General features: G+C 63.4%; 19 protein-coding genes. All 19 read left to right on the top strand.

What is annotated here, in order from left to right; genetic code table 11:
* Positions 1 to 15: 15 nt before the first annotated feature.
* Positions 16 to 744, top strand: coding sequence for a beta-ketoacyl synthase chain length factor (locus J2T55_RS01790; RefSeq protein ID WP_259053878.1), 729 nt, complete (start codon positions 16 to 18; stop codon positions 742 to 744).
* Positions 704 to 1,513, top strand: a complete 810-nt coding sequence (locus J2T55_RS01785; RefSeq protein WP_259053877.1) for a lysophospholipid acyltransferase family protein — start codon at positions 704 to 706, stop codon at positions 1,511 to 1,513. Before J2T55_RS01790 ends, J2T55_RS01785 begins: the two co-directional genes overlap by 41 nt.
* Positions 1,494 to 1,757: a phosphopantetheine-binding protein gene (locus tag J2T55_RS01780; RefSeq protein ID WP_259053876.1), complete on the top strand. Its 264-nt coding sequence runs from the start codon at positions 1,494 to 1,496 to the stop codon at positions 1,755 to 1,757. The genes J2T55_RS01785 and J2T55_RS01780 overlap by 20 nt, the downstream gene beginning before the upstream one ends.
* Positions 1,757 to 2,008 carry an acyl carrier protein gene (locus tag J2T55_RS01775; protein ID WP_259053875.1) on the top strand — a complete coding sequence of 84 codons (252 nt, stop codon included), beginning with the start codon at positions 1,757 to 1,759 and terminating at the stop codon, positions 2,006 to 2,008. The genes J2T55_RS01780 and J2T55_RS01775 overlap by 1 nt, the downstream gene beginning before the upstream one ends.
* Positions 1,989 to 2,576, top strand: coding sequence for a COG4648 family protein (locus tag J2T55_RS01770; protein WP_259053874.1), 588 nt, complete (start codon positions 1,989 to 1,991; stop codon positions 2,574 to 2,576). The genes J2T55_RS01775 and J2T55_RS01770 overlap by 20 nt, the downstream gene beginning before the upstream one ends.
* Positions 2,576 to 4,273, top strand: a complete 1,698-nt coding sequence (locus J2T55_RS01765) for an AMP-binding protein (RefSeq protein ID WP_259053873.1) — start codon at positions 2,576 to 2,578, stop codon at positions 4,271 to 4,273. Before J2T55_RS01770 ends, J2T55_RS01765 begins: the two co-directional genes overlap by 1 nt.
* 11 nt (positions 4,274 to 4,284) lie before the next feature.
* Positions 4,285 to 5,985 carry a glycosyltransferase family 2 protein gene (locus tag J2T55_RS01760; protein ID WP_259053872.1) on the top strand — a complete coding sequence of 567 codons (1,701 nt, stop codon included), beginning with the start codon at positions 4,285 to 4,287 and terminating at the stop codon, positions 5,983 to 5,985.
* The gene (locus tag J2T55_RS01755; protein ID WP_259053870.1) at positions 5,975 to 7,519 is read left to right on the top strand and encodes an HAL/PAL/TAL family ammonia-lyase; all 1,545 of its coding nucleotides are present in this window, start codon (positions 5,975 to 5,977) and stop codon (positions 7,517 to 7,519) included. The genes J2T55_RS01760 and J2T55_RS01755 overlap by 11 nt, the downstream gene beginning before the upstream one ends.
* A 10-nt stretch (positions 7,520 to 7,529) precedes the next feature.
* Positions 7,530 to 7,937 carry an acyl-CoA thioesterase gene (locus J2T55_RS01750; RefSeq protein WP_259053869.1) on the top strand — a complete coding sequence of 136 codons (408 nt, stop codon included), beginning with the start codon at positions 7,530 to 7,532 and terminating at the stop codon, positions 7,935 to 7,937.
* The gene (locus J2T55_RS01745; RefSeq protein ID WP_259053868.1) at positions 7,934 to 8,542 is read left to right on the top strand and encodes a LolA family protein; all 609 of its coding nucleotides are present in this window, start codon (positions 7,934 to 7,936) and stop codon (positions 8,540 to 8,542) included. The genes J2T55_RS01750 and J2T55_RS01745 overlap by 4 nt, the downstream gene beginning before the upstream one ends.
* Positions 8,539 to 10,845 carry an MMPL family transporter gene (locus J2T55_RS01740; RefSeq protein WP_259053867.1) on the top strand — a complete coding sequence of 769 codons (2,307 nt, stop codon included), beginning with the start codon at positions 8,539 to 8,541 and terminating at the stop codon, positions 10,843 to 10,845. Before J2T55_RS01745 ends, J2T55_RS01740 begins: the two co-directional genes overlap by 4 nt.
* Entirely contained in the window at positions 10,842 to 12,092 is a 1,251-nt protein-coding gene (locus tag J2T55_RS01735; RefSeq protein ID WP_259053866.1) for an NAD(P)/FAD-dependent oxidoreductase, read from the top strand. The genes J2T55_RS01740 and J2T55_RS01735 overlap by 4 nt, the downstream gene beginning before the upstream one ends.
* Positions 12,093 to 12,103: 11 nt before the next feature.
* Entirely contained in the window at positions 12,104 to 13,303 is a 1,200-nt protein-coding gene (locus J2T55_RS01730; protein WP_259053865.1) for a beta-ketoacyl-[acyl-carrier-protein] synthase family protein, read from the top strand.
* A complete protein-coding gene (locus tag J2T55_RS01725; RefSeq protein WP_259053864.1) occupies positions 13,300 to 13,773 on the top strand; it encodes an ApeP family dehydratase in 474 nt (157 codons plus the stop codon). The genes J2T55_RS01730 and J2T55_RS01725 overlap by 4 nt, the downstream gene beginning before the upstream one ends.
* Entirely contained in the window at positions 13,770 to 14,495 is a 726-nt protein-coding gene (gene fabG, locus J2T55_RS01720) for a 3-oxoacyl-ACP reductase FabG (RefSeq protein WP_259053863.1), read from the top strand. The genes J2T55_RS01725 and fabG overlap by 4 nt, the downstream gene beginning before the upstream one ends.
* Entirely contained in the window at positions 14,492 to 15,724 is a 1,233-nt protein-coding gene (locus tag J2T55_RS01715) for a beta-ketoacyl-ACP synthase (RefSeq protein ID WP_259053862.1), read from the top strand. Before fabG ends, J2T55_RS01715 begins: the two co-directional genes overlap by 4 nt.
* 42 nt (positions 15,725 to 15,766) lie before the next feature.
* Entirely contained in the window at positions 15,767 to 16,696 is a 930-nt protein-coding gene (locus tag J2T55_RS01710) for a quinoprotein relay system zinc metallohydrolase 2 (protein ID WP_259053861.1), read from the top strand.
* 51 nt (positions 16,697 to 16,747) lie between these two features.
* The gene (locus J2T55_RS01705) at positions 16,748 to 17,317 is read left to right on the top strand and encodes a chalcone isomerase family protein (RefSeq protein WP_259053860.1); all 570 of its coding nucleotides are present in this window, start codon (positions 16,748 to 16,750) and stop codon (positions 17,315 to 17,317) included.
* Between the two features lie 190 nt (positions 17,318 to 17,507).
* Positions 17,508 to 18,458 (top strand): acyl-CoA desaturase, encoded by a 951-nt coding sequence (locus J2T55_RS01700; RefSeq protein ID WP_259053859.1) that lies wholly within the window; start codon positions 17,508 to 17,510, stop codon positions 18,456 to 18,458.
* The last annotated feature ends 1 nt before the right edge of the window (position 18,459 follow it).

Genomic DNA, 18,459 nt, shown 5'->3' with positions numbered 1-18,459 from the left:
CGGCCGCTCCAGCCCATGCCATCCGTTGAACTGACACTGGTAGACTGGTACGTATGGACCGATGATCCGGCCAGCAACGCGCTGCATGGCGAGCAGCTGCCGGCCGCCGAGCTCGGCAAACAGCTCGACGCGGGCATGCGTCGGCGCCAGGGCCTGTTCGGCCGTGCCACCGCCCAGGTGATCGCCACGGCCGGTGCGGACGGCGCCAGTCCGTCGCTCGTGTTGGCGTCACGCCACGGCGACCTGCAGCGGACATTGAAGATGATAGCCGACATTGCCGCCGGCGAATCACCCTCGCCGACCGACTTCAGCATGTCGGTACACAATGCACCGCTCGGTATCGCCGCCATCCAGTGGGCGATCAATACGCCCCACTCCGCGCTCGCCGCCGGCCGCGATACACTGCTGGCCGGCCTGACCGAGGCTGTCGCCCAGCTGCAGGTACAACCCGACCAGCCGGTACTGCTGGTCTACACCGATCTGCCACTGCCTGACGCGTATGCGGACAATGACCCGCCCGATACCTGCAGCTGTGCACTGGCCCTGCTACTTGCGGCGCCCGGCGGGCCGGGTGTGCGCCTTGAGTTCAGCGCCCATGCGGATCAAAGCGCCGACGTCTGGCCCCTGCGGCAGGCGCTGGCGCTGGCGCGCTGGCTGGATGAAGTAAATAATGATGAAGATTGCTTACTGTTAAGCGGCGAACATGGCGGCTGGCAACTACGCCGGGTTACGACAGACGCTTGAACGCGGCCGCCGGTTGGCGGCCACGGCGCTGGCGTTTGCTGCCTTCGGCGGCGGTGCCGTGCTGCTGGCGCTGCTGGCGGCGCCACTGCTGCTCATTCCACTTCGTACAGTCCGGCAACGACAGACCCAGCGCCTGATCTGCCACGCATTCGGCTTGTTCGTGGATTTCCTCGACTGTCTCGGCCTCATCAGAGTTACCATACAGGGTAAAGGACAGCTCGGTAAGGCAGGCGGTGTACTGATCATCGCCAATCACCCAACCCTGCTGGACGTCGTGATCCTGCTGGGGCGGTTGCCGCGTGCCCACTGCCTCGTCAAGCACCAGTTGTGGCGCAACCCGTTTCTGGCGCCCTTTATCAGTGCCGCCGGTTACATCCGCAATGACCAGCCGGCGGAGCAGTTGCTCGAACAATGCAGGCATGCTTTGCAACAACAGGTGCCGCTGGTGATCTTTCCGGAAGGCACGCGCACGCCATCCGGTCAGGTCCTCGGACCACTGCAACGCGGTGTGGCAAATATTGCGCTGGCAGCGCAGGCGGATATATTACCCGTCTGCATTCGCTGCAATCACGACGCACTCAAGAAAGGCAGCCCCTGGTATGCCGTGCCGGCAACAACGATTATTTACGACATCGAGGTCGCGCCCGCTTTTTCTCCGGCGCAGGTTATTGATTGCTCGCAGCCACGCGGTAGACAGGCACGCCATCTGACAGACTATATGAAACACAATTTTAGAGACAGGTTATCGCATGCAAGCGCTGGAAGATGAACTCAAGCTGTTTATTATAGAAACACTGAACCTGGAAGATATCAGTGCCGGCGAAATCGACAGTCATGAGCCCCTGTTCGTTGACGGGCTCGGGCTGGATTCGATAGACGCGCTGGAACTCGGCGTTGCCATACAGAGAAAATACGGTGTCCGCATCGATGCCCGCGACGAAAACGTCAAACAGCATTTTGCATCCGTGCATAACCTGGCCCGCTTTATCGAAACCGCACGCGAGGATCAGTAATGGCGTATTCGAAAGATGACATCTACGCCAAGCTCAGCGAATACCTGGTCGAGATGTTCGAGGTACCGGCGGCCTCAATCCGGCCCGAGGCCCGGCTGGCCGAAGACCTGGACCTCGACAGCATCGACGCCGTCGATCTGATCGTGCGGTTCCAGGGTCTCATCGGCAAGAAGATCCCGCCGGAAGAATTCAAGTCGGTACGCACTGTCGCCGACGTGGTCGACAAGGTTCATGCTCTGGTTCAGGAATAACGGCCGTGTATTGACCGCCGCGTTTGCAACGCTCGGCGTGCTGTATCCGCTGATCGTCTACTTTGGTCTGCAGACCCTGCCCGGCACCGGCCTGTTGGCGCTGCTGATGGCGCTGTTGCTGTTGCGTGCCCTGCTGTTCGGCTGGCAACGGCAGTGGCCGGGGTGCCTGGCCTGTCTGTTGCTGGCAGTCATGATGACGATCGTCGCGATCAGCCAGACTGAACTCGCCCTGCTGCTGTACCCGGTCCTCGTCAGCCTGTTGCTGGCCAGCGCCTTTACACTGACGCTGCTCTATCCGCCGCCGATGATTGAACGCTTCGCGCGCCTGCAACAGGCAACGCTCGACGACCATGGCATACGCTACACGCGCCGCCTGACCCTTGTCTGGATCGTCTTTTTCCTGATCAATGCAAGCATCGCGGCGTGGACGGCAACAGCCGGCACGCTGGAACAGTGGACACTTTACAACGGCTTCATCTCCTACCTGCTGATCGGCGCACTGTTCTTCGGTGAATGGCCGCTGCGTCACTATCTGCGCCGGCGTCAGACCGGGCCGGATCCGAACTGATGCAGGGTTTCCTCGAGGCACTGACCGATCCGCAACAACCGGCCGCTACGGTCTGCATGGATCACGACCGCAGCGTGGATCGGCAGACGACCGGCCGGGTGATCGAACAGCTGGCTGCCGGGCTGTCGGCAGAACGGGTTGCCATCCACTGTGATTCCGCGCTGCACTTCGCGATCGCGCTGGCGGCCACCTGGCACAACAATGCGCTGGCCATCCTGCCGGCGCACGGTCAGCCGGCCTATCTGCAGGAACTCGACCGGCAATACGACCGGCTGCTTGATGACGACGCCGTCCGCAGCGTGCTCAAAGAAACCGCTGCGACGCCGGACGGTTCGGCAACGACGGACCAGCGACCGGACCCTCGGCACAGCGAGCAGCACATCGTTTTCTACACGTCCGGATCCAGCGGCACGCCCAAGGCAATCACCAGGACCCGTCAGCAGCTGGAAACCGAGGTCGGCCTGCTGGAAAGCCTGTGGGGCGACTCGATCGCGGCAGCAGCCTGCTTTCACGGCCTGGTTTCCCAGCAGCATATATACGGCCTGCTGTTCCGGGTATTCTGGCCGGTGATGACGGGGCGGCCATTCGCAGCGCGGCAGGCGCACTACTGGGAAGAACTGCTGGCAGTCATGCGCAGCGGCGATGTGCTGGTGGCAAGTCCGGCCCATCTGCAACGCCTGCCCGCGCAGGCCAGCACCATCCGGCCGGCCCAGGTTTTCTGTTCCGGCGGCCCGCTGCCTGCCGCCGATGCCAACAAGGTGCAACACTATTTCGGTTGTCCGCCCTGCGAGGTCTATGGCAGCACCGAGACCGGCGGCATCGCCTGGCGCCGGCAAGCTACCGGCAGTGTCTGGACACCGTTACCGGGCGTGGCTGTTGCCAACGACGACGAACAGCGCCTGCAGGTAACGGCGACGCACATGCACTTACCCGACGATCAAACCGGTACCTGGCTGACGACGGATGACCGCGTGCGCATGGCGCCGGATCGGCAAACCTTCGAATTACTCGGCCGTGCCGATCGCATCGTCAAGATCGAAGGCAAACGCGTCTCGCTGGAACAGGTTGAACAGCGTCTGGCGGCCTCACCACTGGTCGAGCAGGCCCGCCTGCTACTGCTGGCACAGCGCGGTCAGCAACTCGGCGCCGTTGTGAAACTGTCCGCCACGGGCCGGCAGCAACTGACGCAGCTCGGCCGTTTCCGCCTCGGCCGCCGGCTACGGTCCGAACTGGGCGATTACGAAGAAAGCGCGGCCCTGCCCCGGCACTGGCGCTTCGTCACCGAACTGCCGGCTGATGCCCAGTCCAAACACCGGCAATCCGAACTCGCGGCACTGTTCGATCAGGCAACCGAACTGCACGCCATGCCGACAATCGAAACGCTGACCGCGACCGCTGAGCACGTTGTCCTGGCACTGTCCGTCGACGCGGACCTGACCCATTTCCGGGGCCACTTTCCCGATCAGGCAGTGTTGCCCGGCGTCACCCAGCTGCACTGGGCGGTGCTCAAGGCGGCCGATCATTTCACCGTAAGCGGATCGCCGAGCCGCATCCGCCAACTCAAGTTCAGACAGGTTATTCTGCCCGGCATGAACGTACGACTGGAACTGCGTCACGAAACCGCCCGGGCATGTGTTCATTTCCGCTATGAATCGGACCGCGGCGTTCACGCCTCCGGCATATTGCACTGGGATTGAATAGCGACCGCATGAACATCTGTGCCCTCATTCCCAGTTACGATCACTATCGTGAACTGCCCCGTATCATTGAATACCTGCGTACGCTGCAACTGGCGGTGTTCATCATTGATGACGGTTCCGGAACAACCGCCGCCCGCGCCATGGCCGATCAGCACGATCCCGAGCGCGGCATTCACGTTCTGCGTCTGGCGCAGAATAGCGGCAAGGGCGGCGCGGTCATCGCCGGCATGCGCGCTGCGGTCGCCCAGGGTTATACGCACGCAGTCCAGATCGACGCCGACGGCCAACATGATCTGGAACAGCTACCGGCGCTGCTCGAACAGGCCCGGCAACAGCCGCGGGCCCTGATCAGCGGTCGGCCCTGCTTCGATGCCGGCGTCCCCGTCATGCGCCGCTATGGCCGCTGGCTGACCAATGTCATGGTCTGGTGTGAAACCCTGTCGCTGCGGATCCGCGACAGCATGTGCGGTTTTCGTTGTTATCCGCTGGCCGACTGTCTAATGCTGGCCGACAGTGAACCATTGGGCAGCCGCATGGATTTTGACACCGACATCATGGTGCGATTGTTCTGGCGCGGCGTGACGACGGTGCATCTGCCGGTTGCCGTACGTTACCCGCCAGGCAACCCGTCCAATTTCCGGCTCTGGCGTGACAACGTCCGCATCACACGGATGCACCTGCGATTATTGACAGGCATGTTGTATCGACTGCCGCGCTTTATCCGCGACCGCGGCTGGCAAGCGCCGACACGGGCGTCCAGTCATTGGGCCCGGCTGCAGGAACGCGGTACCGCCCGGGGCCTGCAGCTGTTGCTTGCCGCCTACCGTTACGGCGGGCGGCGAACCTGCCTGGCCCTGCTCATGCCGGCGGTGATCTATTTTTACCTCAGTGGCCGCGAACAGCGTCGCGCCTCACAGGCCTACCTGACCCGCGTCGCCCATCTGAACGGACAGCCACCACCGGGCCGCTGGCAAAGCCTGCGCCATTTCTTCAGCTTCGCCAATGCGGCCGTCGACAAGGTCGCGGCCTGGTGCGGCGCCATCAAAACGGACCAGGTTCGCCTGGTCGACGGCAGCCACACGCTGTTCAAGCAGATCGATCACAGCCAGGCCGTCTTGCTGCTGGTACCGCACTTCGGCAACATCGAATGCATCCGCGCGATCGCCAACCGTGCCCGCAACTTCCAGGTCAACGTGCTCATCCATCGCAACAATGCCCGGCTTTTCAATCACGCCCTGGAACAGCTGGCCCCGGACTCGCAGATCAAGCTGATCGAGGTCAACGACATCGGCCCGGACACGGCATTATTGCTTCAGGAAAAGATTGCGGCCGGCGAATGGATCGTCATTGCCGCCGACCGCGTCGCCATCGGCGCCCGCGAGCGCAGCGTTACGGTGAATTTCCTCGGCAGTCCGGCCGAGTTTCCGCAGGGACCGATCATCCTCGCCCATGTGCTGCAGTGCCCGGTCTATATGGTCGCCGCCTGGCGCGAGGGCGACCTGTTTCAGGTAGCATGGCAACAACTCGCCGAGCGTGTTGAACTGCCGCGCGCGGATCGTGAAGCGGCCATACAACATTACATGAACGACTACGCACGCTGGCTGGAACCATTGGTGCTGGCGCAACCGCTGCAATGGTTCAACTTCTACGATTTCTGGGCGGATTTTCACAGTGCCAAAGAAGCAGGCATGACGACCGATGAACGCTGATCCCCAAACCATTGTTTTTGGCGAGACGCCATTGTCGATCGAGTCAATCATCGCCATTGCCGGCGAGCACCGACCGGTACAGCTGTCCGACCAGCCGGTGTTCGTGCAACGCATCGAGCAGGGTCGACAGCAACTGGATCGACACCTGGCCGAGGATGTTGTGGTCTATGGCGTCACCACCGGCTACGGCGATTCCGTTTCCAGAAGCGTCGCTGCCGGGCTGCTGGACGAACTGCCGCTGCACCTGAGCCGTTTTCACGGCTGTGGTCTGGGCGATCCCCTGTCGGTCGAACACGCCCGCGCGGTCATGGCCGTGCGCCTGGCCTCACTCTGCAGCGGCTACTCCGGTGTCAGTCGGGCATTGCTGCAGCAGCTGGTTGAATTCCTGAACCACGACATCGTCCCGGTCATACCGGCGGAGGGTTCGGTGGGCGCCAGCGGCGATCTGACGCCGCTGTCCTACATCGCCGCCACGCTGGCCGGCGAACGTGAGGTCATTTATCGCGGCACGCGCATGCCCAGCCGCCAGGCATTACAGCAGGCCGGACTGCAGGCGTTCGAACCGGGCATCAAGGAAGCGCTGGCGATCATGAACGGCACGGCAGTGATGACCGCGCTGACCTGCTGCGCCTGGCGGCGGGCCGAATACATGGCGCATTTGGCCGCCCGCATCAGCGCGCTCGCCGTCATCGGTCTGCAGGGCAACCCGGGCCACTTCGACGCGCGACTGGCGACCGCCAAGCCGCATCCGGGACAGACCGACATCGCCGCGCGCATGCACCGGGATCTGGCCGGGCTCGGCGCCGATTACCAGCCCGCGCGGCTGCAGGACCGCTACTCGATCCGCTGTGCGCCGCACGTCATCGGTGTACTCGCGGACATGCTGCCAGTGTTCCGCCAGACGCTGGAAACCGAACTCAACAGCGCCAACGACAACCCGCTGATCGACCCGGACAGCGGCGACGTGCTGCACGGCGGCCATTTCTACGGCGGCCACGTCGCCTTCGTCGCCGACAGCATGAAAAACCTGGTCGCCAACATCGCCGACCTGCTGGACCGCCAGCTCGCCCTGCTGGTCGACCCGCGCTTCAATCACGGCCTGCCCGCCAACCTGTCCGGTGCGCCGCCGGCGCGCGCCTCGATCAACCACGGCCTCAAGGCGGTGCAGATCGGCGCCTCGGCGTGGGCCGCGGAAGCGCTGAAGAACACCATGCCGGCCAGCGTGTTCTCGCGCTCGACCGAGTGCCACAACCAGGACAAGGTCAGCATGGGCACGATCGCCGCGCGCGACTGCCTGCGCGTACTGGAACTCAGCGAACAGGTTGCCGCTGCGCAGCTGATCGCGGTGCACCAGGCCATTCAGCTGCGCCTGCAGCAGGGGCAACTGGCGCGGCAACAACTGACCGGCGACGTACAGACATTCATCGACGCACTGTCCGAAACGGTGCCGTTCATCGATGAGGATCAGCCGCTCGAAGATGTACTGCGGACACTTGTGCAACGCATCCAGTCGCGCCAGTGGTCCCTGGACTGAAACTGCAACAATGATCAGCGCCTGCCATGAACACCGCGTACAACTGTTCGACCTCGATGCAATGCAGGTTGTCTGGCACGGCAACTACGTGCGCCTGTTCGAACAGGCACGCAGCGCCCTGTTCGATCGCATCGGTTACAACTATCCACAGATGGACACCTCCGATTACCTGTGGCCGATCGTCGATATGCGGGTAAAATTTCTGCGCCCGGCCACGTTTGGACAGCAGTTGTGCACCACCGCCACGCTGGGCGAATATGAAAACCGCCTCCGCATCGACTACGTCACGCGCGCAGACGATCACGAACACCCGGTCTGCAGCGGCTTCACGATCCAGGCGGCGGTCGAACGCCATTCCGGCGAAATGCTGTATCGCACGCCGGATTTCCTGATCGAGCGGATCCGCGCCCTGCTATGAACCGGCGAACGCTGTTGGCGAACGGTCTGCTGCTGATACTGCTCGTCGGCACGGCCGCCGCGGAAACGACGCTGATCAGCCTCGAGGACGATCAATACATCAGCGGCGAATTCAGTCTGGAACGCAGACTCAACCATTTCGAGGCGCCGCTGCGTTCGCATGGCCGTTTCATCCTGTCGGCCGAACACGGTCTGCTCTGGCAGACTGAGGTGCCGGTAAAACAGACCCTCATCCTCAGCGGGCGCAGCCTGTCGCGACTGACCGCTGACGGCGAAGTTGAGGCTTTGACGTCCGATTCGGACCGGGTCGGCCAATACACGCAACTCATCAACAAACTGCTGAACGGTGACTGGTCGGCGATCGAATCACGGTTTCATCTCGAGGATAGCGGCAGCGATACCGATCGCTGGCACAAGACACTGACACCCGACGAACAGGGGGCCTTGTTTCAACGCATCGAGATCAGCGGCGGCCGCTTCGTTGAACGTCTCAGCATTCACAAGGGCAGCCAGAACCGCGATCGCATCGAATTCAGCGACCAGTCGCTGCACGACGGGCCGTTGCCGGAGGATATCCGAACCCTGTTCACGGCGACCGGATCATGAAATACCGCGCGCTGGTCTGGATCGCACTGTTGATCGCGGCCAGTCTGTGGTCGGCCTGGCAACTGAACGCCGGCGCGATCGCGATCGATGCCGACTACCTGGCATTCGTCGACAGCGGCGAAAACGCCGCTTCCGGTCTGCAGGCCACCCACCGCCTGCTCACCGAAGACAATCGCCGGGCCCTGTTTGTCGTCGGCCACGACAACCACGATACAGCACGACAACAGGCACGTGATTTCATTGCCAGCCTGAAGGCGCTGCCGCAGACGGCGGCCATCAACTCGCCCGTCGCGGACAGCGATGACCGCGGCGAACGACTGCTCAAACACTACGCCGCGCACGGCGGCGGTCTGCTCAGCCGGGCGGATCGGCGCAAACTGGAAAACGGTCAGGCACGGCCGATCTACGAGCGTGCCCTGGCAGAGATCTACGCGCCCGCTGCCATGACAACCGGCGCCGGGCTGCGAGCCGATCCGTTCCGGCTGCTACCCGCCTTCCTGCGCCAGCTGCAAGAACGCAGCGCCGGATTCGATCGTGCCATCAAGCATAACGGCCGCAGCCATGTCCCGATCAGCGTGCGCCTGGACGAGGTGACGACAGCGCAGCGTCATGACTGGGCGGCGGCCGTGACGGCCGCGATCGATCGCGTCCATGACGCCGACGCGGCGACGCAAATCCTGCATACCGGGCCGCTGTTTTTCGCCCGCGCCGAGGAAAACCGGGCACGTCAGGAAGTCCGCCGCATCGCCCTGCTGTCGACTGCGGGTATCGTCTTACTGGCGCTGGCAGTGTTTCTGTCGTGGTTGCCGGTAGCCGGTCTGCTGATCACGATCGGCGGCGGCCTGCTGGCCGGCCTGACCGCGGCCGTAACCCTGATGGACACGATCCACGTCATCGCCCTGGTTTTCGGCAGCAGCCTGATCGGCATCAGTGTCGATTATGCGTTCCATTACTTTGCTGTCCACGACCGCCTCGGCGATGGTTACGGCAACCGGCGACTGCGGCGCATATTGCCGGGGCTGACGCTGGGCCTGCTGACTTCGCTGATCGGCTTCGCCGCACTGGCCGTCACACCCGCGGCACTGCTGACCCAGATCGCCGTGTTCTCGGCCTTCGGCCTCGCCGGCGCCTATCTCACGGTAGTCTGCCTGCTACCGCTGCTACCGGAACGCGGTCCGGCGCCATGGCTGCACGACAACCCGGGGCTGATGCAACTGGTCCACCGGCATCGGCGGCTGTTTCAGCGCAACAGCGCGCGTTACGCGCTGTTGGCTGTGTGGTTTATCGGCCTGATCGCCCTGCCCTGGTGGCTGCAACCCGACGACGATGTACGCGTGCTCGGTTACAGCGAGGCGCAGCTCGTCAGTAACAGCGAAACCATCCAGGCCATCACCGGTCAGGGTGGCCGGGCGGATTTCCTCCTGATCGAGGCGGCCGACACGCAGACGGCACTGCAGCTGGAGGAAACCATCCGCGAGCGACTGACACCACTGATCGAGCGCGGCCAGCTGGGCGGGCTGATCGCCATCGCCGACTTCATCCCATCGCTGCAGCGCCAGCGCGACAATCGTCAGCTGGTTGCAGAAAAACTCCATGCGCCCTACGCCGACGAACTGGCGGCCGCGATCGGCAACCCGGTCACGCCGCCGGACACGGACGAGCTGTTACGGCCGGATCGGCAAACGCTGGCACTCTGGCCGCAACTCGACACGCTGCTGGTCGCGCAACAACCCGGCACCCATCTGGTACGACTGCAGGGCATGGACGATGCGGACGCGGTCGATGCGGCGCTGGCGGATCTGGCCGGCGCCCAGCGCATCAACCCGGTCGCCGTCGTTAATAATGCGCTCGCCGGCTATCGCGTCTGGGCCTACGTGGCATTGCTGCTGCTGCTGGCCGGAGCGGCAGTGTTGCTGGTCTCGCGCTACGGACGGCGCCACGGCCTGCTGACGCTGCTGGCCCCGGCCAGCGGCGTGCTGCTGGCGCTGCTGGCGACGCCGCTGCTCGGCGTTACGCACAACTTTTTCACCACCATGGCGCTGTTTCTGGTCTTCGCTATCGGCGCCGACTACGCCATCTTTCTGCGCGAGAGCCACGCCGACGCATTCATCGAACAAACCTACCTGGCCGTGCTCCTGTCACTGGCCAGCAGCCTGCTGACCTTCGGCCTGCTGGCCAGCAGCCGGATTCCGCTAGTCCACGACCTGGGGTTGGTCATCGTCGTCGGCCTGACGGCAGCCTGGCTGTGTGCGACCCTGTCATTGGCAGCCCATCCCGACGATAAAGAGCACAACCCTTCATGAGCGCTCGCCCGGACCAACAGACGACCGACGTGGCGATCATCGGCGCCGGCCCGGCCGGCTGTGTCGCCGCCAAGCTGCTGGCCGACGCCGGCCACGCCGTCACCGTGCTCGAGGGCAGCCGCTTTCCGCGCTTTAGCATCGGCGAAAGTCTGCTGCCCTACTGCATGAACGTACTCGAGCGCTGCGGCCTGCTGCAGACGGTGGTCGAGGCCGGCTTCCAGTACAAGAACGGCGCCGTATTCGAGCGCGGCGACGCCTGCCAGCACATCGATTTCCGCGACAAGTTCGAGGCCGGCTGGGCCACCACCTACCAGGTGCAGCGCGCCCGCTTTGACCAGGCGCTCGCCAACACGGTCGCCGCCAGCGGCGTCGATGTCCGCTTCGAATCCCGGGTCACGGCGGCCAGGCTGCAGCGTGATGACTGCCGGCTCGACTACAGAGATGCGGCCGGCCGATCCGCCACGCTGGCATCACGATTCGTCATCGATGCCAGCGGCTTTGGCCGCGTCCTGCCGCGCTTGCTGGGCCTGGACGCGCCGGTAGAGTCGATCCCGCGGCGGGCGCTGTTCTCGCACGTGCGCCTGGCGCCGGCGGCCGACTTCGACCGCAACAAGATTCTGATCACGGTGCATCCGCAGGCGCACGACATCTGGTACTGGCTGATCCCGTTCAACGACGGCAGCGCCTCGCTCGGCGTGCTGTTCCCCGTCGATCATCCGCTGGCCGGGGCTGGCACGGATCTCGATACGTTCTGGTCACTGGTCAACGCGACGCGCATCGGCACGCTGCTGGCCGGGACCGAACTGCTGCGCGAGCTCGGCGCGATACAGGCCTACAGCAGTACCTCGAGCCAGGTGCATGGCGACGGCTACGCGCTGCTCGGCAACGCCGCCGGCTTTCTCGATCCGATCTTCTCGTCCGGCGTGACCATCGCCATGAAATCCGCCGAACTGGCCACCAGCACGCTGCTGCGCGAACTGGCCGGCCAGACCGTCGACTGGCAGCGCGATTACGCCGAACCGCTGGCCGCCGGGGTCGAGACCTTCCGCGCCTATGTCGATGCCTGGTACGACGGTCGCCTGCAGACGATCATTTTCAACCAGCCGCAGGACGCGGCCGACAGCCAGCTGCGGCGCATGATGGTGTCGATCCTCGCCGGCTACGCCTGGAATACGGCTAACCCGCTGGTCACGCATACTGAGCGCTATCTGAACATGCTGCATGAACTCAGCGATCAGCAGGTATAATCGACATTATCATGCTGTACCTGAATGCACTGGGCATCGTCAGCCCGCTCGGTCCTGACTGCCAGTCAACCCTGACGGCGTTCAGCAACGCCGACGCCGGCGGCATGCAGCGCGACGATCACCTGCTGTCCCGACCGATCACGGTCGGTCGCGTCGCCGAACCACTGGCGCCGCTACCGGATAACCGGGCGGAATTCGCCAGCCGCAACAACCGGCTGTTGTGGACCGCCTGCACGCAGATACTGACCGCAATCGAACACGCCGTCGCCAGTCACGGCCGCGAGCGTGTCGGCGTCATTCTCGGCACCAGCACCTCCGGCATCGCCGAGGGTGAAGCCGACTACACCCATTACCTGGAACACGGTCGCTTGCCCGACAATTTCCATTACGGTCGCCAGGAACTCGGCGCGCCGGCCCGATTTCTGCGCCAGGTCCTCGATCTCACCGGACCTGCCTACGTCATTTCGACGGCATGCTCGTCCAGCGGCAAGACCTTCAGCGCCGGTGCACGGCTGATCAACGCCGGTCTTTGCGACGCGGTCATCGTCGGCGGCGCCGACAGTCTCTGCCGCATGGCCATCAGCGGCTTCGAGTCGCTGCAATCAATTGCTGCCGAGCGCTGCAATCCGATGAGCCGCAACCGCGACGGCATCAACATCGGCGAGGCGGCGGCGGTCTTCCTGTTATCGCGCGAACCGGCCGACATCCAGCTGCTCGGTGTCGGCGAAAGCACCGACGCGCATCATCCGAACGCGCCGGATCCGCAGGGCCACGGCGCGCGTCTGGCCATGCAGGCGGCGCTGGACAATGCCCGCCTGGCGGCAACGGATATCGACTACATCAACCTGCACGGCACAGCGACGCGGCTGAACGATCACATGGAAAGCCACGCCGTGTCCGCGGTACTCGGCGACACCGTTGCGGCAAGTTCCAGCAAGCCGCTGACCGGCCACGCCCTCGGCGCCGCCAGCGCGCTGGAAGCGGCGCTGCTGTGGCTGTCGCTGATGCAACTGGAAAACGGCGCTCCTGTGCCGCCCCACTGCTGGGATGGCGAACCCGATCCGGAACTCGCCGCGCTCAACCTCATCGATGCCGATCAGGCGCGATTGCCAACGGCCCGGCGCGCGGCCATGATGAGCAACTCGTTCGCGTTCGGCGGCAGCAATGTCACCCTGATACTCGGCCGCGGCTGGCCGGAGTCTACGGCATGACAGCATATCCGCCCATCGGCGAACTGCTGGCGCATGAACCACCGATGCGGTTACTCGACGCGGTAACCGCCGCTGCCGAGGATACGCTGACGGCAACCGCCGGTATCCGCAGCGACAACCCGTTCTACATTGCCGGTCAGGGCGTACCCAGTTACGTCGGCATCGAATACATCGCCCAGGCGATCGCCGCATTGAGCGGCTGGCGCGCCTGGCAGGAAGGCACGCCGATCCGTCCGGGCCTGCTGCTCGGCAGTCGCCAGCTGGCGCCGCAGCGTTCCTGGTTCGTACCTGACGAGATCATTAGTATCACGGTCACGAGCGTCTACAGCGACGGCGGCATGGCGGTGTTCGACGGTCATATCCACGCACCAGGCGGACAGCTCATACTCGATGCCCGTACGACCGTCTATCAGCCCGACGACGCCGACAGTTTCGCCACATTGATCAATAACCAGTCCACGCAATCATGAACAAGACCATTCTTGTAACCGGCGCCAGCAAGGGTATCGGTGCCGCCGTGGCCGGCCGGCTGGCAACAGCCGGTTATGACATCGCCGTGCATTATCACAGCGATCGCGCCGGTGCCGAAGAAACAAAGACCACGGTCGAAGCCGCCGGTCGCCAGGCCCGGCTGCTGCAGTTCGATATCGCCGATCGCGCCCAGTGCCAGCAGGTGCTGAACGACGACATCAGCCATCACGAATGCTACTACGGCGTGGTCCTCAACGCCGGCCTGACTCACGACAATGCCTTTCCGGCGCTCAGTGACGACGACTGGGACAGCGTCATTCATACCAACCTCGACGGTTTCTACAACGTACTGAAACCGCTGGTCATGCCGCTGGTCCAGCGGCGGGCGCCGGGACGCATCGTCGCGCTGACCTCGATCGCCGGTATCAGCGGCAACCGCGGCCAGGTCAACTACTCCGCCTCCAAGGCCGGCATCATCGGTGCGGTCAAGGCACTGGCGGTGGAACTGGCGAAACGCAACATCACCGTCAATGCCGTCGCGCCGGGGATCATCGACACGCAGATGACCGCTGAACTGCCGGAAGAAGAGGTTCGCCAGTTGATCCCGATGCGCCGCTACGGCAGCGCCGCGGAAGTCGCAGCGGTGGTCGCCTTCCTGTGTTCCGACGAGGCCGCCTACGTCACCCGCCAGGTGATCAGCGTCAACGGGGGCATGCTGTGAACCGCCGCGTCGTCGTCACCGGCATGGCCGGCATCACCGCACTCGGCAATGACTGGCCGAGCATCCGCGCCAACATGGCGGCCGGCCAGACCGGTACGCGCCACATGGCAAGCTGGGCGAACGACTATGACCTGCGCACGCAGCTGGCCGCGCCAGTGCCCGACTTCGACATCAGCGACCGTTTCAGCCGCAAGCAATTGCGCAGCAGCGGCCGTGTCGCCCAGTTCGCCATCGCCGCCAGTGATCAGGCATTGACGCAGGCAGGGTTGCGCGACGAGACCCGTCTGCTGAAAAGCGGCCGCGTCGGTATTGCCTATGGTTCTTCGTTCGGCAGCACGCCGCCGGTACTCGGCTTCACCCGCCTGATCACGGACGGCACCTCGAACGGCATCAGTGCCACCAGTTACATCCAGATGATGAGTCACACCACCTGCGTGAACATCGGCATTCTGTTCGGCATCTGCGGCCGCATCATTCCGACGTCGACGGCCTGTACCTCGGGCAGCATGGCGATCGGTTACGCCTGCGAGGCGATCCGTTACGGCCAGCAGGACGTCATGATCGCCGGCGGTGCCGAGGAACTCTGTCCCAGCGAGGTGGCCGTGTTCGACACGCTGTTCGCCACCAGCGTACGCAACACGGAATCGGCCCGGACCCCGCGTCCCTACGACCGCGATCGCGACGGCCTGGTCATCGGCGAAGGCGGCGGCACGCTGATCCTGGAAGCCTATGATCACGCCGTCGCCCGCGGCGCGCCGATACTCGCCGAGGTGACCGGCTTCGGCACCAACACCGACGGCGTCCACGTCACCCAGCAGTCGGAAACAACCATGGCGGACGCCATGTGCCTGGCGCTGGCTGACGCCGGAGTGGCGGCCGGCGACATCCAACTGGTCAACGGTCACGGCACCGCCACCGAGCACGGCGACCGGGCCGAATCGCTGGCGACCCACGCGGTATTCGGCGAGCGGATCGCATTTCATACGCTCAAGGGCCATTTCGGTCATACGCTTGGCGCCTGTGGCGCGATCGAGTCCTGGCTCGGCCTGGAGATGCTGCGCGAGCAGCGCTTCGTGCCCACCGCCAACCTCGAGCGGATCGATCCGGACTGTGCCGATCTGGATTACATTCATATGCAACCGCGACAGCTGGCGGCCGAGTATTTCATGTCGAACAATTTCGCCTTCGGTGGTATCAACACGTCGCTGGTCTTTCGCCGTTGCGACTGACAGCAATCCCAGAATTCAAACCTGTGGGCAGGAGGTACGGTCATGCAATTCATATACGGACTTGTCTTTACACTACTGGCGCTGGTGGCCGGTTGTTCCGATAACGAGCGTCCGCAGGCGGCGCTGTCCATTGAAGAAGTCGCCGACGGCATTTACGTTCATGTCGGCAAACACGAACCCGTCGACTCTGAGGCCAGTGATGACGTTGCCAATATCGGTTTCATCGTCGGCAGTGACTGCGTTGCCGTGATCGACACCGGCGGTTCGGTCGAAATCGGCCGCGACCTGGAGCAGACTATCCGGGCGACCACCGACACACCGATCTGCTACGTGATCGACACGCACGTGCACTACGATCACATCCTCGGCAACCAGGCCTTTCAGAAGCACGACGATGTCGAGTTCATCGGTCACGCCGAACTGGCCGACGCCATCGCCGGCAATCGCCAGTTTTTTATCGAACAGTTTCCACAGTACCTCGGCGACAAACCGCAAGACGCGATCATTCCCCCGGGACGCCTGGTCGATGAGCGCCTGACCTTGGACCTGGGTGGCCGGCAACTGGAATTGCGGGCCTGGCCGTCCGGCCATACCAGCAGCGACCTGACGATATACGACAAACAGACGCGCACGCTGTGGGCCGCCGACCTGCTGTTCATGGAACGCATCCCGGCACTGGATGCCAGCCTGAAAGGCTGGCTGGCCATCATGGATGAACTCGAAACCATCCCCGCTGAACGCGTCGTTCCCGGCCACGGCCCGGCCGTTGCCGACTGGCCGCAGGCGCTCGCCGATCAACGACGCTATCTCACCACGCTGCTGGAGCAGACCCGCGCCGCTATCGACGACGGCCTGTTTCTCGACACCGCGATGGACAACGTGGCGAGCGAAGAAGCGGCGAAATGGCAACTGGCCGATCAGCATCACCGGCGCAATGTAAGCCGCGCCTACCGTGAACTAGAATGGGAATAAAGGGTCTGTATGGGGACTCCCTATAACAGGTCGTTCACGATGCCAGCAACCATGAATATGTTCAGAAGAGCTGTTCTGACACTGACAGCAATCATCGCCACACAAAACATCGGCGCCGCCGAGATTGAAAATGTCGAATTCAGTGAAAGCGTCAGCGTCGCCGGCACTGATCTCGAGCTGGCCGGGCTGTCACGACTGTATTACAAGGTCATCTTTACCGGCGCCGTGGCCGGCCTGTATCTGGACGATCCGGCCAGTCTGGATGACGTCCTGGCGGATACGGCCAAGCGGCTGGAATTCGTCTACTTTGGAGGGCTGGACGCCGACGATTTTGTCGCTGCCGCAAACGAATCGCTGGCGGAAAACCTCGACGCTGAAACCCTGGAAAAACTGCGCCCGAAAATCGATGCCTTCAACGATCTCTATGTCGATATCGAGAAAAACGACCGTTATGCCATCAGTTATGTTCCGGGACGGGGACTGGAACTGGCACATAATGGCGAAGTGTTGGGCACGGTCGCGGGCGACATGTTTGCCAACACCTATTTTCACATCTGGTTCGGCGACAGGCCGTTCAACAGGCACCTGAAGAAAACCCTCCTCAAGGGCGAATTCGACTGAGCGGCCGATGCATCTGTACGCCTGGCACCGAGCGTACTACGGGGACGGATATCCACAATCACGGTTGGCCGGGTAAACGGTTGATGCGCCCGGCTTGGCCGTTACCCGGCTATCCGGATTTGATCCAGAAAACTTCCCGTACTGTACAAATACTGGACATGACTGCCCGAGGCACGATCCTGTAGACCACATGCCGATTATCAGAAGCTACTTAATCGCCCTGCGCCGCTGGGTCGACAATGCCGCCATCGATGACCCGCCGACCGCCGAACAGCCGGACGCCGCGGCGGGCAGCGAGATCGACTGGGCCCGGGTATTGCCGTTCATCGGCCTGCATCTGGCCTGTCTGGGCGTATTCTGGGTAGGCTGGAGCGCGACCGCGGTTGCCGTCGCCGGCATGTTGTATCTGTTGCGCATGTTTTTCATCACCGGCTTCTATCATCGCTACTTTTCCCACCGGGCATTCCGCACCTCGCGGGCCTTGCAGTTCCTGTTCGCGCTTTTGGGCAATACCGCCATGCAGCGCGGGCCGCTGTGGTGGGCCGCGCACCACCGCCTGCATCACCGCCATGCCGATTCACCGGCGGACACGCATTCACCGCGCCAGTACGGTTTTTTCCAGAGTCATATCGGCTGGTTCCTGTCGCGTGGCAATTTTGCCACCCGGCTTGAGGCGGTACCGGACCTGGCGCGCTACCCGGAGCTGCGTTTCCTGGATCGTTTCGACAGCCTGGTGCCGATCACCTTTGGCATCAGCCTGTATGCCGGCGGCGAGTTGCTGGCCACCTACCAGCCGCAGCTGGGCACCAGTGGCGCCCAACTGTTCATCTGGGGCTTCTGCGTTTCAACCATCGTGCTGTTTCATGCCACCTTCACAGTCAATTCACTGGCGCATCGTATCGGCAGCCGCCGCTATGCCACCCGTGACGACAGCCGCAACAACTTCTGGCTGGCATTGCTGACGCTGGGCGAAGGCTGGCACAACAACCATCATCATTACCCCGGTGCAGCGCGCCAGGGATTCTTCTGGTGGGAAATCGATCTGACCTATTACCTGCTGTATCTGCTGCAAGCCCTCGGGCTGGTGCACGGCCTGCGCCCGGTACCCGAACACCGGCGTAATGCCGTGGCGCGACAGTAAT

Source organism: Methylohalomonas lacus, assembly GCF_024808875.1.
Lineage (GTDB): Bacteria > Pseudomonadota > Gammaproteobacteria > Methylohalomonadales > Methylohalomonadaceae > Methylohalomonas > Methylohalomonas lacus.
The sequence above is the reverse complement of the archived record's forward strand: the minus strand, read 5'-3'. Positions and strand labels throughout refer to the sequence as shown.

Coding starts and splice junctions, on each gene's coding strand:
- J2T55_RS01775 (WP_259053875.1), top strand. CDS start 1,757: ATGGCGTATTCGAAAGATGACATCTACGCCAAGCTCAGCGAATACCTG.
- J2T55_RS01735 (WP_259053866.1), top strand. CDS start 10,842: ATGAGCGCTCGCCCGGACCAACAGACGACCGACGTGGCGATCATCGGC.
- fabG (WP_259053863.1), top strand. CDS start 13,770: ATGAACAAGACCATTCTTGTAACCGGCGCCAGCAAGGGTATCGGTGCC.
- J2T55_RS01730 (WP_259053865.1), top strand. CDS start 12,104: ATGCTGTACCTGAATGCACTGGGCATCGTCAGCCCGCTCGGTCCTGAC.
- J2T55_RS01755 (WP_259053870.1), top strand. CDS start 5,975: ATGAACGCTGATCCCCAAACCATTGTTTTTGGCGAGACGCCATTGTCG.
- J2T55_RS01725 (WP_259053864.1), top strand. CDS start 13,300: ATGACAGCATATCCGCCCATCGGCGAACTGCTGGCGCATGAACCACCG.
- J2T55_RS01700 (WP_259053859.1), top strand. CDS start 17,508: ATGCCGATTATCAGAAGCTACTTAATCGCCCTGCGCCGCTGGGTCGAC.
- J2T55_RS01710 (WP_259053861.1), top strand. CDS start 15,767: ATGCAATTCATATACGGACTTGTCTTTACACTACTGGCGCTGGTGGCC.
- J2T55_RS01765 (WP_259053873.1), top strand. CDS start 2,576: ATGCAGGGTTTCCTCGAGGCACTGACCGATCCGCAACAACCGGCCGCT.
- J2T55_RS01770 (WP_259053874.1), top strand. CDS start 1,989: ATGCTCTGGTTCAGGAATAACGGCCGTGTATTGACCGCCGCGTTTGCA.
- J2T55_RS01790 (WP_259053878.1), top strand. CDS start 16: ATGCCATCCGTTGAACTGACACTGGTAGACTGGTACGTATGGACCGAT.
- J2T55_RS01740 (WP_259053867.1), top strand. CDS start 8,539: ATGAAATACCGCGCGCTGGTCTGGATCGCACTGTTGATCGCGGCCAGT.
- J2T55_RS01750 (WP_259053869.1), top strand. CDS start 7,530: ATGATCAGCGCCTGCCATGAACACCGCGTACAACTGTTCGACCTCGAT.
- J2T55_RS01745 (WP_259053868.1), top strand. CDS start 7,934: ATGAACCGGCGAACGCTGTTGGCGAACGGTCTGCTGCTGATACTGCTC.
- J2T55_RS01760 (WP_259053872.1), top strand. CDS start 4,285: ATGAACATCTGTGCCCTCATTCCCAGTTACGATCACTATCGTGAACTG.
- J2T55_RS01780 (WP_259053876.1), top strand. CDS start 1,494: ATGCAAGCGCTGGAAGATGAACTCAAGCTGTTTATTATAGAAACACTG.
- J2T55_RS01785 (WP_259053877.1), top strand. CDS start 704: ATGGCGGCTGGCAACTACGCCGGGTTACGACAGACGCTTGAACGCGGC.
- J2T55_RS01705 (WP_259053860.1), top strand. CDS start 16,748: ATGAATATGTTCAGAAGAGCTGTTCTGACACTGACAGCAATCATCGCC.